This window comes from Vibrio sp. R10-SG3-ISO10, from assembly GCF_059834185.1.
Map to the genome: position 1 here is coordinate 36558 of NZ_JCBDHG010000001.1, position 14875 is coordinate 51432.

Annotated in this window: 14 protein-coding genes; 10 read left to right on the forward strand and 4 right to left on the reverse strand. The window is 44.0% G+C overall.

What is annotated here, in order from left to right:
- Positions 1–11: 11 nt before the first annotated feature.
- Positions 12–878 (forward strand): YjjW family glycine radical enzyme activase, encoded by an 867-nt coding sequence (locus tag AC6R16_RS00120; RefSeq protein ID WP_500673160.1) that lies wholly within the window; start codon positions 12–14, stop codon positions 876–878.
- Here AC6R16_RS00120 and AC6R16_RS00125 read toward each other — a convergent pair.
- Positions 875–1789: a LysR family transcriptional regulator gene (locus tag AC6R16_RS00125; RefSeq protein ID WP_500673161.1), complete on the reverse strand. Its 915-nt coding sequence runs from the start codon at positions 1787–1789 to the stop codon at positions 875–877. The two genes, AC6R16_RS00120 and AC6R16_RS00125, sit on opposite strands and share 4 nt — an antisense overlap.
- A gap of 167 nt (positions 1790–1956) precedes the next feature.
- On the opposite strand from AC6R16_RS00125, the gene AC6R16_RS00130 reads away from it, so the two are divergent.
- Genes AC6R16_RS00130 through AC6R16_RS00140 form a run of 3 tightly spaced genes read left to right on the forward strand, consistent with a single transcriptional unit; the run spans position 1957 to position 4241 of the window.
- Positions 1957–3324: a TadG family pilus assembly protein gene (locus AC6R16_RS00130; protein WP_500642075.1), complete on the forward strand. Its 1368-nt coding sequence runs from the start codon at positions 1957–1959 to the stop codon at positions 3322–3324.
- Positions 3325–3339: 15 nt separating this feature from the next.
- On the forward strand, positions 3340–3822 hold the full coding sequence (locus AC6R16_RS00135; protein ID WP_500642076.1) for a TadE family protein: 483 nt from the start codon (positions 3340–3342) through the stop codon (positions 3820–3822).
- A 35-nt stretch (positions 3823–3857) separates the two neighbouring features.
- Positions 3858–4241, forward strand: a complete 384-nt coding sequence (locus tag AC6R16_RS00140) for a TadE family protein (protein WP_500642077.1) — start codon at positions 3858–3860, stop codon at positions 4239–4241.
- Positions 4242–4293: 52 nt separating this feature from the next.
- On the opposite strand, the gene AC6R16_RS00145 is transcribed toward AC6R16_RS00140, so the two are convergent.
- From AC6R16_RS00145 to AC6R16_RS00155, 3 genes are all read right to left on the reverse strand, one after another.
- Positions 4294–5397, reverse strand: coding sequence for a phosphoribosylaminoimidazolesuccinocarboxamide synthase (locus AC6R16_RS00145; RefSeq protein ID WP_500642078.1), 1104 nt, complete (start codon positions 5395–5397; stop codon positions 4294–4296).
- Between the two features lie 212 nt (positions 5398–5609).
- Positions 5610–6005, reverse strand: coding sequence for a hypothetical protein (locus tag AC6R16_RS00150; protein ID WP_004742824.1), 396 nt, complete (start codon positions 6003–6005; stop codon positions 5610–5612).
- Positions 6006–6273: 268 nt separating this feature from the next.
- Positions 6274–6975, reverse strand: a complete 702-nt coding sequence (locus AC6R16_RS00155) for a glycerophosphodiester phosphodiesterase family protein (protein ID WP_500642079.1) — start codon at positions 6973–6975, stop codon at positions 6274–6276.
- Positions 6976–7125: 150 nt separating this feature from the next.
- Between AC6R16_RS00155 and AC6R16_RS00160 the strand changes: the two genes are divergently transcribed.
- From AC6R16_RS00160 to AC6R16_RS00185, 6 genes are all read left to right on the forward strand, one after another.
- Positions 7126–7998: a DMT family transporter gene (locus tag AC6R16_RS00160; RefSeq protein WP_171801666.1), complete on the forward strand. Its 873-nt coding sequence runs from the start codon at positions 7126–7128 to the stop codon at positions 7996–7998.
- A 418-nt stretch (positions 7999–8416) separates the two neighbouring features.
- On the forward strand, positions 8417–9379 hold the full coding sequence (locus AC6R16_RS00165) for a lactate/malate family dehydrogenase (protein ID WP_500642080.1): 963 nt from the start codon (positions 8417–8419) through the stop codon (positions 9377–9379).
- A 190-nt stretch (positions 9380–9569) separates the two neighbouring features.
- Positions 9570–10346, forward strand: a complete 777-nt coding sequence (locus AC6R16_RS00170; RefSeq protein ID WP_500673162.1) for an MBL fold metallo-hydrolase — start codon at positions 9570–9572, stop codon at positions 10344–10346.
- Between the two features lie 142 nt (positions 10347–10488).
- Positions 10489–11151 carry a response regulator transcription factor gene (locus tag AC6R16_RS00175; protein ID WP_500642082.1) on the forward strand — a complete coding sequence of 221 codons (663 nt, stop codon included), beginning with the start codon at positions 10489–10491 and terminating at the stop codon, positions 11149–11151.
- Positions 11152–11155: 4 nt separating this feature from the next.
- Positions 11156–12532, forward strand: coding sequence for an ATP-binding protein (locus AC6R16_RS00180; protein WP_500642083.1), 1377 nt, complete (start codon positions 11156–11158; stop codon positions 12530–12532).
- A gap of 197 nt (positions 12533–12729) precedes the next feature.
- Positions 12730–14823 carry a TonB-dependent siderophore receptor gene (locus tag AC6R16_RS00185; protein ID WP_500642084.1) on the forward strand — a complete coding sequence of 698 codons (2094 nt, stop codon included), beginning with the start codon at positions 12730–12732 and terminating at the stop codon, positions 14821–14823.
- Positions 14824–14875 lie beyond the last annotated feature (52 nt).

Genomic DNA, 14875 nt, shown 5'->3' on the forward strand with positions numbered 1-14875 from the left:
AGGGCACAGCAGTGAGTGAGAAGTCAGCGTTAGTTAGCCGCATTCTTAATTTCTCTTGTGTTGATGGGCCGGGTAATCGCCTGGTCATCTTTTTACAAGGGTGTAACTTCGATTGCTTAAATTGCCATAACCCACATACGATCAATCATTGTAATCACTGTGGCGATTGTGTTCATTCATGTCCTACACAAGCGTTAGCGATGATTGATAGCAAAGTGGTTTGGGATGAAGGGCTTTGCACTCACTGCGATAAATGTATCGATATCTGTGGTCACAAATCGAGCCCCAAGATTAGGCGTTACAATGTCACTCAGATCTTGGAACTCATCCGTAGCCAACACTTCTTTATTTCCGGCATCACGGTTTCGGGTGGAGAAGCCACTCTCCAGCTTCCGTTTATCATAGCGTTATTTAGTGCCATCAAAGCAGACAGAGAGTTAGGGCATCTAACCTGTTTCATTGATAGTAACGGCTATTTACCCATTCATGCTTGGGAGAGAGTCACACCTGTTCTTGATGGCGTTATGCTCGATTTAAAATCGTGGCAGAGTGAAACGCATCAGTGGCTAACCAGAAGAGACAACCATAGGGTGATTGATTCGATTCGCTACCTAGCAAGCGGCAAAAAACTGCATGAGCTTAGGCTGTTACACGTTCCGAGGAAAAGCGATCTGGACAGTGAAATCGATGAGGTTGTGAAGCTAATCCGTTCACTGCCAGATGATGTAGTCGTTCGACTCAATGCGTTTCAGCATCATGGGGTGAGTGGGCAAGCACTAGAGTGGGTAAAATGTAGCGAAGATGAGATGAATCGGTTTCGCTCACTTATTGCAGATAAAATTGTCCAACCGATACTTACCCCCGCTATATATACTTAGTCCGCGATCGTTAATTGCTGATGGAGCCAGTGTAGCGCTGGGTTGTTTAAGCTTGCTTGGTTCCACACTAAGCTATAGGCAACCTCACCATACTCAAAAGGAAGAGGTTTAGAAACTAAGCCTTTCGCTTGCGCTGCGTTTTCAGCCCACATTTTAGAGCAGGTCAGTAAGTGTTGTGAATGGTGGCACATGATCGCGGCAGCGCCGAAATCCGCGACTGACATAGCCACCTTACGGGCGCCGTACTTTTGTGTCAGGTTTTGCTCGAAGTAGGGCTCAGCGAGATCTTTGTCCAAAATACCGATATGCTGATACGAGAGGTATCCGGGTATATCCAACTCACTCTTTGCGAGTGGGTGTAGTTCTGACATCAAGCACACCATCTCATCTGAATGAATCTGTTTCCACATTAGCTCTCGGCTCCGAGTCGGCGGTTGGCTAATATCATGCGGTAAGATCATAAAATCGACTTGCCCGCGCACCAAGGCATCAAAACTTAACTGCTCTTTCGCATAAACATTGATAGCTCTTGCTTTGGCGAGCTGGTTTATGATGAGCGCGATTTTTGACGCGAACAGTTCAAAGGTACTTTCGCGCATAGAGAGAGAAATCGTCCCCTCAAATTCCGCTGGTTTGAAAGCACCTTGGTGCAAAATACCATTCATGCTCGACAATATTTTATGAACTTCAGAACCAATACTAAGCGCAAATGGCGTTGGAATTAATTGGCCTCCCTCACGGTAGAACAGCTCATCTTTAAGTTGATCACGCAGCTGGTTGAGAGTCTTACTCACACTCGACGGGGTAACGCATAGAACCTTGGCGGCATTGGTGACGCTATGAGTACTAAGAAGGACATGTAACACGGTAAGGTGTTTAAGGCTGATTCGAGAAAGGGCTAGGTAATCCATAACTATTTAATTCAGTAGGAATACTAATGTTATACCCGCTGTCGAGAAGATTGGAAATAGCAGATTAACCATTTTATCTATTTGGTTGCGAGAGTCAGATGACATTAGATTAAAGTGTAATCATAAACTAGACTTTACTATGAGTTCCAAGCTGGGGATGGTCAGTGATGAAGCAACGTATTGGCAAGCAGAATGGGCTTGTGACGATATTTTTCACGGTAGCTTCAGCGGTTCTAATTGGGTTTATAGGATTAGCCGTTGATTCAGGTTTTGCCTATGGAGACTTCAGACAAGCCCAAATAGCAGCGGATGCTGGCGCCATTTCTGCTGCATTTGAAAAATATCATGGTCATAGCAGCAGTGACATTCAAAAATATGGTACTTCAGAAGTACAGGCTCATGGTTTTGAAAACGGCGTCAATGGTGTTTCAATATCTGTCAACAGCCCTCCTTCATCCGGACCTTATGCTGGAGATAGCGATTTTGTCGAGGTTGTCATCACAAAGGATGTGTCTACTTTCTTCCTAAAGTTTATTGGTTTTGACAGTTTCAACTATTCAGCTAGGGCGGTTGCTAATGGAGTGATTTCGTCCAGTGCTTGTGTCTACGCGCTAGGTGACGATCATGAAAAAGCTTTCCATGTTTCAAGTGGCTCTACTCTCAGCGCAAATTGTGGCGCGCATGCGAACTCTGAAGATAGCAAGGGCCTTTATGTCGATAGTGGTTCTACATTGGAAACATCCAAAGTTGATGTTGTTGGAGGAGCCTATGAGAGTGGCAGTACGATAGATCCATCCGCTAATGAAGGTGCTGATGCAATTTCAGACCCTCTTAGCTCCCTTGCCGCCCCAGCTGTTGCATATGGTGGTTGTGATTATAGTGGAAACAGTAAGGGTGGTGGGTTGTATGAACGTTATGAGATTGATTCACAAACTCGAACCATTAACCCAGGCTCTTATTGCGGAGGTCTTTTTATCAAGGGTTCAGCTGACGTAACTATGAGCCCCGGAACATACATAATGCAAGGAGGGGGGCTCGTTGTTGATGGTAGTGACGCTAAGTTGGAGGGAGATGGGGTCTTTATATATAACACTTGCGCCAAGATGGCTTGTAGCAACTATGGCAGCAGCTATAGCGAAGAAGAGTTTCACCCTTTGGATGTAAAATCTTCAGGAACCTTAAATCTATCTGCTTGTAGTCAAGCAAGCACTACAGCGTGTGAGAGCGGTGTAGAAGACGAGTATGAAGACATTTTTTGGTACACCGACAGAGATGCACCGGAAACGTCCGGCCCGCAACAAGACCCTGTTAATAAGCTTAACAGTAGTGCTAGCGCACAGTTGGCAGGGACTTTCTATGCGGGCAATCAGTACTTGGAAATATCAAGTAACACGGATGTGGCGGCAACAAATGGTGTATTCATAACCAGATATATACAAGTAGCCAGTGATTCTTCTCTTGTTATAACCCATAACTCGAGTGCACCAAGTGGACTAAGTTCAGGTCCTTATGTTCGAATTTCGCTTGTTGAGTGAAAAGGAGATCAAGCAATGAAACGCATTAACAACCAACTTGGACTCGCTGCCGTTGAACTGACAATACTCACTCCGTTCATTATGTTGCTCCTTTATATCGCTGTCGACTTCGGTAGAGTCATGTCCGAAGTTATTGTGACCAATAGTTCTGCCAATGCAGCCGCTGGATATGGCTCGATACACAGCACCGATATTGATGAAGCAATAGATTCCGCGGGCATGTTAGCGATTGCCTCAAAAGATGCGCAAGGTTTATCCATGAATACCGGTGAATCTTCTCGCGTAGACGTAACTTCTGTTAGAGTTTGTCGCTGCTACGACTCAGACGCAGTTTCTTTGCCTGAACCAACAGAGAGCGCATGTTCCGAAAGCTGCCCTGAAAACAAAGAAGTGTACATACAAACAACGGTTTCACGAAACTTTAAAACCTTCAGCGGCCATGATGCGATGCCTGGGACCGTCACTTTGAATAGGTCTGCGAGGTACAGAGTGGAATGAAGCGCTTCAGTAGATATTCAAGTACGCAAAAAGGGATGACAATTGTTGAATTCACCCTAGTGTCGGTACTTTTTATGTTTATGATTTTCTCTATTATAGAGGGGGCTAGGTATGTGTATTCAAATGGCGCTTTGTCTCACTTAGCTAGAGAGGGAGCCCGTTATGCTGCAGTAAGAGGCAGCCAGGCTGTTAAAGATCCTCTAAGGTCTAGTGATGCTCCAGCAACTGAGTCGACTATTTCTGCCTTTGTTCAGTCACGTTCACCGATAAACAATGTGACCACTTCAGTGGTTTGGTCTCCGGATAACTCACCTGGCAGTGAGGTCGATGTCACCGTCTCCCACGAATTTTCTTCATTTATTACTTTGTTTAACGACTTGACTATATCTAGCACGGCTTCAAGCACGATATACTTTTGATAAAATAATGCCCCAACCAGTGGTTAGGGCATTAATTCGATTGCGTTTGGAGCTAGTCAACCAAACCGTAATCACGACTAAGGATATCTATGATTTCCTGTTTTGGATTGTCGCTTAGCTCAATCTCAGCGCCTGTTATTTTCTCAGCAATGCCGAGGTAAGTCTTAGAAATATCCATCAAGGCTTCTAGAGGTAGTTCATTGTCACGCGCTAATGCTTCACGCTCATCCATACGCTCTTTGTTAAGCAGAATGTCTGGATCAGGGAAGTGGTTAAGCAAGAACTGACGGAAGCCTTCTTTCGAGTTCTCTACGATATTTCCTGCATCGTATTCGCGCTCATCCCAAATGCGTGATGAATCTGGAGTGCCCACTTCATCCATGTAGATCAGCTTTTCGTTACCTGCTGCATCGTTGACGTAGCCAAATTCAAATTTGGTATCAACAAAGATTTGCTCGATTTCTGCAAGAGCGTTGCTAATGACAACAAAGCCTTCGCGTAGCAGTTTTTCATATTGAGCGATATCATCTGCTTTAGAGAAGTTGAACGCTTCGAAGTTATCAACGATGTTTTGGCGAGTAATGTTGACGTCATCCGCTTCAGGCACGCCCGGAATGCCTTTTAAAATGCCTTTCGTTGAAGGTGTCATCAGCAGCTCTGGCAACGCTTTATCCTTTTCTAGCCCTTCTGGTAACTCAATACCACAGAACTCACGTTCGCCTTTCTCATAAGAGCGCCACATTGAGCCAGTAATGTACTGGCGGCAGATCGCTTCAATCATAATTGGTTTCGCTTTTTGAACGATCCAAACGAAAGGGTGGGGAATATCAAGGATGTGGCTGTCTGCCAAACCGTTGTCTTTGAACAGCTTAAACCAGTGGTTGGAAATCGCATTGAGTGCCGCGCCTTTTCCAGGAACCCCTTTTAAGCCGCCTTCAGCATGCCAGATACAGTCAAACGCTGAGATACGGTCACTGATTACCATGATAGCAAGAGGCGCATCAGGGGCAACGTCATAACCTTTTTCTTGGATAAGACGCTTGCTGTCTTCTTCAGTTAGCCAGTAAACAGAGCGAACTTTTCCACTGTGGACGGGTTTATCGGTACGAATTGGAAGATCATCGTTAACAGCTAGAACTTGATCAGCGAGACTCATTTTGACATTCCTATACTTTAGCAAGGTGGTGAAATTATCCACGCAGATAATTTATTTGCTTCGCATAATACCAGAACTATTTTGTGCTGCCAGAGAAAAAGCAAACGTTTGCTTTGTTTTTTTCTATATGGCGAAAAACAGCTCAATAGGGTGCAAAAAAGAAAAAGCCCCACACAAGGTAGGGCAAAAAGACAGTGAATTTGTTGAGCTTGTTAGTGATACTGGTTAACTCTGCCCTCAACGAAAAAGACTTCACACTGGAATTGGATAGCATGGTTGCGGAGTAAGCTTTGCTCAACCATAGGAATATTGTTTGATGCAACAACAGCACTCGCATTACCTGATTCAATCGCTTTCTTAACAATTTCAAACTCAGACTGTTTTTGAGAAGCTTTCATCTGGATAATTTTCTTACAGCTCACACTGAAGGCAGCGAACTGCTCATAGTCAGGGCGAGGACATTCAGCAGTAAATAAGATCCATTGTTTCTGGCCAGAAAGACCAGCTAGGCGACTTAACGTATCGTTATCGATGTTCATTGGCGCTGTAGGTTGAGCCAAAACATTGTATTTAGAGAACGTGTGAGTTTGAGTATGTGCCTGAATCATAATTACTGTTCCTTTGTACATGCTGTATGGTTATACAGTAGTTTTTATTGGCTGTGTTGGCAAGCATTTTTGTGCAGCATTTAAACAGAGTTAGAACGATGTGAGTTCGGTGTGTTATTTAAAGTGTTGATATATAAAATAAATATAAAGTTGTTGGGTGCGAGAGAGATTTGACAAATAATTCATAAATAGTGATGCAGGTCACTATGGCTTATACAGTGTTATACAGTAGTACTGGATAACACTGTATGTCAGAACGTCAGTAGCGTTATAAGAATCGCTCGGGGAAGTCGCTAAAAATCGCGTCTAGGTTAGGGAGGTGTTTCAGTGAATTTGGGTTGTTGACGGTGTAGCTCCATACCTGATATCCGTCATGCTTGAGTTGTTCAATCTGCTGCTTGTTAGCCCTGTGATAGTTGATGTTGCAACTAAACGCATCGACTTCTTTAAGGAGAGTTTTGGTTTTCTTGTCGAGACGATTACACAACACACCGAGTCTATATTGCGGGAGCAATTGGTTAAGTTGACGTATAACTGCATGACTAAAACTCGAAAGCACTACATCGCAAGGATCAACATTATTTTTGGCTAATTGCGCTTTGAGTAACTCACACACCTTTTGAACATCATGGCGGTCTACTTTTATCTCAAGGTTGAGTTTTAAGTTGTGTGTTTTAGCCAGAGTGAGAAGTTCTTCTAGAGTGAGAAGCGTCTGGTTGGCAAACTCTGCATTAAACCAAGCACCAAAATCATATTCTTTCAGTTGCTTCAGAGTCAGTTTATCGATACGACCGGAACCGTCACTGCATCTATTAATTGTATGATCGTGACAGATAACAAGTTGGTCGTCCTTTGTGGGCTGCACGTCTACCTCAACCCAATCGAGCCCGAGGTTAATGGCCGCTTCTATACTGACTTTAGTATTTTCAGGGTAGCGACCAGCGACTCCGCGATGTCCAACAATAATCATATTTTCTTCTCAATGATGGAAAGAGAACAGATTACTCCTTCGCTGAAATTTTGGATAGATAATTCATAGCCATTACAGCCTAAATCTGACACTATCAGTCGGATATTAATAATAAAATAGATAGGTCGTTCGACCTTAGAGAGATGTAAATTGAACGCTGAAAGTAAAGCTGCCTGGATTCTGTTCTTCACCACTGCACTCGCTGGTTTAGGCTGGATCTTCTCCAAAGAAGCAATACAAGGTCTTCCCCCATTTGGTTTTGTTGGGTTGCGCTTTGTTGTGGCTTCTATTTGCTTGTTACCACTGTGCTATAAGCGCTTTAGGGACTTAACAACCCAATTGCTACTTCAAGCCATAGGAGGAGGTAGCATTCTGGCGTTAGCGCTACTGACTTGGGTTTATGCAATTTCTATCAGTGAGACGCTCGGTGAAGGGGCATTTATTGTCAGCCTTTCGATGATCATTGTGCCAATCATTGCATGGGTACTTTACAAAGAAAGACCGAAAAGAGCCTTTTGGGTTTCGATGCCGATTGCTATCGCTGGCTTAGCAATGCTGTCATTAACGGATGGGTGGAAAAGCTCAGCAGGGCAATTGTGGTTTCTTGCCAATGCCTGTCTTCTTGCGCTTCACTTCAATGTGAACAGCAAGCTCGCGCAGAAAATGCCTGTTTTGATGCTGACTTGCATTCAACTGTTTGTAACCGGAGTTCTAGCACTGGTTGCTTCGTCATTATTTGAGACGATACCTGAAAGTGTTGAAGCGTCTATTTGGGGTTGGTTTGCTCTTAGCGCACTGCTAGCTACGAGTCTTAGGTACGTGATGCAAACTCTAGGGCAAAAGGGATGTAACCCAGCCAACGCTGCGCTCATTATGCTTTTGGAACCAATCTGGACGGTTATCCTGAGTATTCTCTGGTATGGAGAACAGCTTTCACGCAACAAGTTAATTGGATGCAGCTTAATTCTGCTTGCTCTGATCTTCTACCGAACTGATGGTCGACTGTTTAAAGGAAGAAACTAGGGTCTGTTGACCTTTTGAGCTGATTTTTGCAGCAGTTTGTGGGTTCTTTATACAAGGCAGAGGCTTTGAGATGTAGTTAACCTACTTGATAAGCCGATAACGCAGTAGAAAGGAGCCACAAACGCTGCCCGAAGGGTTCGAGCTGGGCGCCCCCGCAAAAACCGTTTTACTCTTTGTTGAGAGGTGTTTTGCTTAGAATGACTAGGCCACAAACAACTAGCCGTCCGCCACTCGCCGCGATTAAAACGCTTTTATCTCGAACAAAATTTAACCGCAAAAGGTCAACAGACCCTAATCATTATCTAATCTGTAGTCGTAAATTCTGTTATTTATTTTTAGCATAAAATTATATTGGAATAATTGATGTAATTGTTAGTACAATCCACAGTTAAGAGGTAACGAATACAGGGAAAGTTAAATGAAAATCGGTGTAATTGGAGCAGGTTCAGTCGGGGTTGGGGTGTGTAATTACCTCCTGACACTGGGTAGCATTAGTGAATTGGTGCTGCTTGATAAAGACTTGCAACGAGCAGAAGGAGAGGTGTTTGACTTCAGGCACACCTCAGCACTGACGTTTTCAAAAAATACTCATCTAGTACCCACCGATGATTACCTAACGCTGATTGGTGCCGACATCGTGGTTGTTACTGCGGGTGCTCAAATCAAGCAAGGTCAAACTCGTATCGATCTGGCAGAAATCAATAGCCGCATCGGTGTTGATATTGCAAAACAAGTTGAACGAGTGGCCCCTAACGCCACACTGATTGTTGTCAGTAACCCTTGTGACTTAGTCGCCCACTTTATTGCCACCAATACCAGCTTTCCGCGCTCAAAAGTCATCAGTAGTGGCTGTGTGATTGATACGGCGCGCCTTATGAGTATTGTCGCTAGCCGTGTCAATCTGGATCCTAAGAACGTGTTTGGTTATGTGTTAGGGGAGCATGGTAGTCATTGCTTTACGCCTAAGAGCTTAATATCCATCGCTGGGCAGCCGGCCGATTTCTATTGTGATACTCACCATATCGAGCGAATTTGTGCCGATGAGTTACTTGAGTCGGTAAAACAAGCGGGCTACGAGATCTTTAAGCGCAAGCAAAATACCACCCACGGTATTGCCGCAAGTGTTTTCCGTATTATCCAATCGATTATGATTGATGAGCGCTCAGTGCTACCTGTTGCTACTTTGCTAGATGGAGAGTATGGATTGAAAGATGTCGTGCTCAGCGTACCTACCGTGGTAGGGAAAAACGGCGCGGAGACGATTCTTATCCACCCATTTACTCAGCAAGAGATGGAAGAGCTATCAAATATCGCGATTGAAGTGAATAAGGTCGTGAAGCAAGTAGCAGATAAGACGGGTCTTGCCATGCACAAAAATTAGGCTGCCGATGCTATAAACCTAATCTTGCGGGTGGTGTTAAATCCACCGGTTTTTAATCCTATTGAATTAGATCTTCTGACGTTTAGTTCAGTACAAGTCTTCAAAGTTCACAGTTTAGAGTGTTTACTCTGTCATTTGCTGTAAAGCTTGTTACATTGAAATGTAAATGATTTGTTAATTGGTTTGCGTCATGAAAATTCACGCTCTAGATGGGTATATTCAAAAAATCTACCTCGCCGAATATACAGACAAGCTAATGCTTCTCGACGGAGCGTCTAGAGCAGATATCTCCTATATTAAAAAGTTCATCACTCATGAACTTCAAAGGCCTTTCACTGATTTGACAACGGTTGTGGTAACGCACATGCATCCAGACCATGCTGGTGCTGCACACAAACTACGCGAGATAACAGGGTGTACGATCGTCTCCGCGAAAAGGGATAAAGATTGGTATTCAGGTATCGACGGCTTCTTGATGCACTTAACGGATATTGCTTTGGCTCGCTGGGTCGCCAATAGAAAGCGTAAACCAAAGCGTAATTTATGGTATTCGAGAAAGCTTAATGCAGATGTAGAGCTTCGAGATGGGGAAGCGATTCCCAATTTTGAAGACTGGAAAGTATTAGAAACGCCAGGACATACGGATAGAGATCTCTCGCTGCACAACGTTGAACGCGACATCCTTTACGTCGCTGACCTAATGGTTGAAGTGAAGCAACGACTGATTTCACCCTTTCCCATTTTCCATCCGAACAAATACAAAGCGTCGTTAAAGCGCGTTTATAATCTAAACCCCAAAGTGCTTTTGGTGGCACACGGTGGGCAAGTCGAGCTGAACGAACAGGTCTATCAACATTTAGTCGATACCGCACCTAGAACACCTTCGACTCACTGGCGAGCGACTAAGGTCAAACTTAAAAGTCTTACGGGAGCAGTCTGGCGATTGGGCGTTTCAAAACGTAAATAGCACCCACCAGAACCAATATCTGAACATCTACTTATGCTAGTTGGTATAAAGACGTTTAAGAACATTATCTAGCAACAGGACATTGTGTTGTTTTAGGGTTCAGATTAGAATGCGAACTCTTTTCAATTGTACTGTTGTTCTCATGTCGCGAATTTTAGTTGTTGATGATGATATCGAGTTGTGTGGATTACTTGCAGATGTACTTATCACAGAAGGGTACAGCGTAGAGTGTGTACACTGTGGTGAAACCGCACTTAAATACATCGAGAAAAAACCGGTCGATTTGGTGTTACTCGATGTCATGCTGCCCAAACTTAATGGTATGCAGGTGGCACGTAAAATATGCCAACGTTTTGCTACGCCAATTCTTATGCTTACAGCGCTTAATGATGAAGAATCCATGTTGGATGGGTATCAGTCGGGTGCGGATCAGTACATCGGCAAACCGTTCAAAGTACCTGAACTTCTAACTCGCATTAAAGCGATCTTCCGTCGGGTAGGATTAGAAAAGCAGCGGCAAAGTCAAAGCATTGATGTTTCTGGGCCCGCTTCAAAAGTGTCTAACCTGCCACTGACAAGTACTGAAGCCGACTTGCTCAATTATTTGATCAGCCGCGAAAGCATTGTGGTTTCGAAAGCGGAGTTACAAATCGAAGTGCTCAAAAAAGAGTTAAGCCCGTTTGATCGTAACCTCGATATGCACATCAGCAATCTAAGACGTAAGTTTGTTGAAGCGGGTTTATCAAAACAGCATATCAAAACGGTAAGAGGCAAAGGTTACAGCTTTGTCGAAAGTGCAGGGTAGCCAAATGATTTGGCCGCCTCGTTTCCAAAGCCTTGCGAAGAGAAAAGATTCGCTTGTTTTTCAGTTGTTCAGCTATATGTCTGGTGTGATCATTTCGATATTGGTTGTGCAGGCCGTAGCGGAGCAAGCTTTAGTCAAAACCATGCTTAAAGTACCGCTGGAAGTAAAGCAAGACATCCAGAGTCTAGCGCACCAAGCGAATGTGCTTATAGAAGATGGCGATATGGATGAGTTGGCGGATTGGGCGAACGCACAGCCGTATTATCTGTTTGTACTCAACCCACAAAACAAGCCACTGTCTCATCGTCAGATGCATCCTCACTTTGAATTTAAATTGAGGTTTCTCAGAGAGATTGATGAGTTACTTGACGACAGAGTCAATAAGCCATTAATTGGTGTCCGCTTGGACAAAGGCAATACGCTGGTTGTTCAGCTACCAAGTCAATTGCATCCCGCGCATAGATTCATTGTTTACTTTGCAGTGAGCAAGGTGATTATTGTCATCGCTATATTGTTTTTATTCTCTCTGATCTTTGCGCGAAAGTTGCAGATGCCACTCGATCGCCTTCGAGAGGCGAGTCGACGCCTGGCTTCAGGTGATTTTAAAGTAAAGGTTGTTGAAGAGTTGAACTCTAACACGCGTGAGTTTAACGATCTGGCTCATGACTTTGACGACATGACTAAGGAAATTCACGCATTGGCTGAGAGGCAGCGTCGCCTCATTCGTGATGTCTCCCATGAGTTAAGAACCCCTTTGGCAAGGCAAAATCTTGCGCTGCATCTACTGCGTTCTAAAGCGAGTGAAAATGAGCTTCCGTTAGTTGAAAGGTTAGAAAAGGAAGTCGATGAAATGGACGCTCTGGTTGGTGAGATTCTAGAGTATAGCCGCTTAGAGAACTCCCGCTATGAGGCTGATGCCAATCCCGTTTGTTTGGAAAGTCTAACATCTACTCAAATTGAGCAGAGCCGATTGCAACTCAAGAAAGGGCAGAGCATATGCCTGTCGATGGGTTCGACAATCCCAGTCGTGATGACAGACGAACGATTGGTAATGCGATGCCTCAGTAACTTACTTTCAAATTCGATCAAGTATGCTGGCGAAGATGCACAGATTGAAATTTCTATTTACGAGCTACGTAACTATTCCAAAAATTCAGTGTGTATCGAAGTCGCTGACGACGGCCCCGGAATAGCGCAAGCTCAATTGGAAGATATCTTCCGACCATTCACGCGACTTGAGTCCGCAAGGGATAAAAAGAGTGGGGGATATGGCTTAGGCCTTGCGATCGTCAAAGAGTCAATGAAACTACTTGGAGGGGAAGTGAGAGCATCAAACCGTAAAGAGAAGGGATTAAGGGTTCAGTTGACACTGCCTATTTAGCTCTACATTTTTGATTCTTGAGGAAGCGAACATCATAGGTGTTCGTTTTTTTTGTGGTTTAAGAATGATAACAATTGTTTACGAATGCAAAGATTGTAAATTTAATGCAAATGATATTGGTTATCACTTATATTTCGCTTCGTTATAAATAACTCAACAGGGCAAGTTAGCTCTGCACGAAATATTCGGAGAAAAATATGTTCACAAAGAGCCAGTTAGCACTCGTCATCGGTGCTGTATTAGCTGCTCCAGCAGTGGTTGCTGAAAGTGTTGAAACTGACGAACACATGGTGGTTGAAGGCCGTGACTATGGCTACAAAGCTGACACAAACTCAACAGCGATGCGTATGGAAGCTTCACAATTGGAAACTCCAGGACAGATTACTGTTCTTGACGAGCAACTTATTGACGAGCAACGTGCTAGCACTCTTGGTGAAGTACTAAAGAATGATGCAAGTGTCAGTGCTGGTGGTACGGGCCGAAATCGTGAGCGTTTCTCACTACGAGGTTTCGAAGTACAAAGCTCATCTGGTTTTCTTCGTGACGGACATCAACACTGGTCGCATTATCGTCAGCCTGTTGAACTACTAGAACGCGTAGAAGTGGTTAAAGGGCCTTCAGGTCTACTTTATGGTGTTTCTGCACCGGGTGGCTTGATCAATATGGTCTCAAAAAAGCCAACTTACGACACTAAAGTAAATGTTAGCCAAGATGTAGGCTCAAATGACCGTTCACGTACAATGGTCGATGTAAGCGGTTCGCTCAATGATGATCAAACATTAAGAGCACGCACGGTTGTTTCCAAAGAGAGTTATAACTCATGGAGAACCTACGGTGATGGCTCTAAGCCTCAAACTGAACGTTTAGTTGCGGGTCTGTTTGTAGATTATGACGTCAATGAGGATGTGACGGTTTCATTCCACTACGATAAGACCAACGATAATGGCAGTGTTGATTCAGGAGCACTTTATACATTAGATGGCCAGCGTGTAGGTAGTGAAGAACATATCTGGGATGCGCAGTGGTCAAAAATTGAAAATGATGTAGAAAACGTTGGTTTCAACGTTAATGCCAACCTGACGGATGCTTGGGCGATAAAGAGTGGCTTTAACTACCAAGATTTTGAACGTACCGATGTTGAAAGCTATCCGGATTTTTCTACATTAGATTCTAACGGTACGGTAAAGCATGGTGGTAGCAACCGTCATGATAAGTGGCGCTTTAGAACTGCATATGTAGATTTTGTAGGTAATCTAGAGTTAGCTGGCATGAATCACCAACTATTGTTTGGCTCTAATTGGCTAGGATACAGTTACGATCGCTATCAAAGAAGCTTCAACAGCCAAAATGTTGCTCCTGGTGAGTCTGTTGGCGTACCAACATTCAGCAGTGGTGACCCTAAAATTAGCCACTCGAGCTACGATACTTGGGGATTCTATGCTCAAGATATGGTAACGCTTAGCGAGCAATGGCAGGTACTTGCTGGGTTACGTTTTGACCGTAAGGTAGCTAACGGTGTTGCTGAAGAAAACGTATCGCCTAAGCTTGGCATCATTTTCCATCCAGCCGACAATGGCAGCATTTATGCTTCATACTCAGAAAGCTTTGAGCCGCAGGGCACAGTTTCAAGTGGAAGCAGGACGTACACCAATGATGGGGCATTGCTTGATGCTGCTTTGGGTAAATCCTATGAATTGGGTACCAAATGGGAGCTATTAGACAGTCGTTTGTTCGTATCGGGTGCTGTGTTCGACATTACCAAAGATAATATCAGTATGGATGTTGAAGATGCTGCATCTGGAAACTGGACGAAGACGCAAAACGGTAAACAAGTGCACCGTGGTGTGGAGCTAACAGCCCAAGGGTTTGTGACAGACAAGTTGTCTCTTACGGGCTCGACGATGTACTTAGATGCAAAAATTGAAAACCATGAAAACTACGCAGGTAACCGTCCTGTTGATGTGCCAGAATTTGCTGCAAGTGTATGGTCAAATTACGCCGCAACTAATCAAGTCGATCTAAATGTAGGTGTGATTTATGAAGGCTCTCGCTACGGTGATGACGCGAATACATTTAAGAAAGACGGTTACACCCGTGTAGACATGGGTGTGGCATACACTCACAAGTACGATGAAAACCTAGATATGATTGCGCGCTTAACGGTTGCAAATGTGTTCGATACTGAATACTTAGGTGGCGGTGGTTCTACATCTTCAAAGCACAACTACGCAGAAGACGTAGTGATTGGTGAAGGCCGCAACTACATGGCGACGTTACAAATCAAATACTAATAACAAGAGTCATAAACTGACTTGAGTTTTAATAGGGGAGAGGCATAGCCTT

Bases quoted from the DNA above. Each gene is read 5' to 3' on its own strand.
- AC6R16_RS00185 (WP_500642084.1), top strand. From the start codon at position 12,730: ATGTTCACAAAGAGCCAGTTAGCACTCGTCATCGGTGCTGTATTAGCT.
- AC6R16_RS00175 (WP_500642082.1), top strand. From the start codon at position 10,489: ATGTCGCGAATTTTAGTTGTTGATGATGATATCGAGTTGTGTGGATTA.
- AC6R16_RS00170 (WP_500673162.1), top strand. From the start codon at position 9,570: ATGAAAATTCACGCTCTAGATGGGTATATTCAAAAAATCTACCTCGCC.
- AC6R16_RS00180 (WP_500642083.1), top strand. From the start codon at position 11,156: ATGATTTGGCCGCCTCGTTTCCAAAGCCTTGCGAAGAGAAAAGATTCG.
- AC6R16_RS00150 (WP_004742824.1), bottom strand. From the start codon at position 6,005: ATGATTCAGGCACATACTCAAACTCACACGTTCTCTAAATACAATGTT.
- AC6R16_RS00145 (WP_500642078.1), bottom strand. From the start codon at position 5,397: ATGAGTCTCGCTGATCAAGTTCTAGCTGTTAACGATGATCTTCCAATT.
- AC6R16_RS00135 (WP_500642076.1), top strand. From the start codon at position 3,340: ATGAAACGCATTAACAACCAACTTGGACTCGCTGCCGTTGAACTGACA.
- AC6R16_RS00125 (WP_500673161.1), bottom strand. From the start codon at position 1,789: ATGGATTACCTAGCCCTTTCTCGAATCAGCCTTAAACACCTTACCGTG.
- AC6R16_RS00165 (WP_500642080.1), top strand. From the start codon at position 8,417: ATGAAAATCGGTGTAATTGGAGCAGGTTCAGTCGGGGTTGGGGTGTGT.
- AC6R16_RS00130 (WP_500642075.1), top strand. From the start codon at position 1,957: ATGAAGCAACGTATTGGCAAGCAGAATGGGCTTGTGACGATATTTTTC.
- AC6R16_RS00155 (WP_500642079.1), bottom strand. From the start codon at position 6,975: ATGATTATTGTTGGACATCGCGGAGTCGCTGGTCGCTACCCTGAAAAT.
- AC6R16_RS00140 (WP_500642077.1), top strand. From the start codon at position 3,858: ATGACAATTGTTGAATTCACCCTAGTGTCGGTACTTTTTATGTTTATG.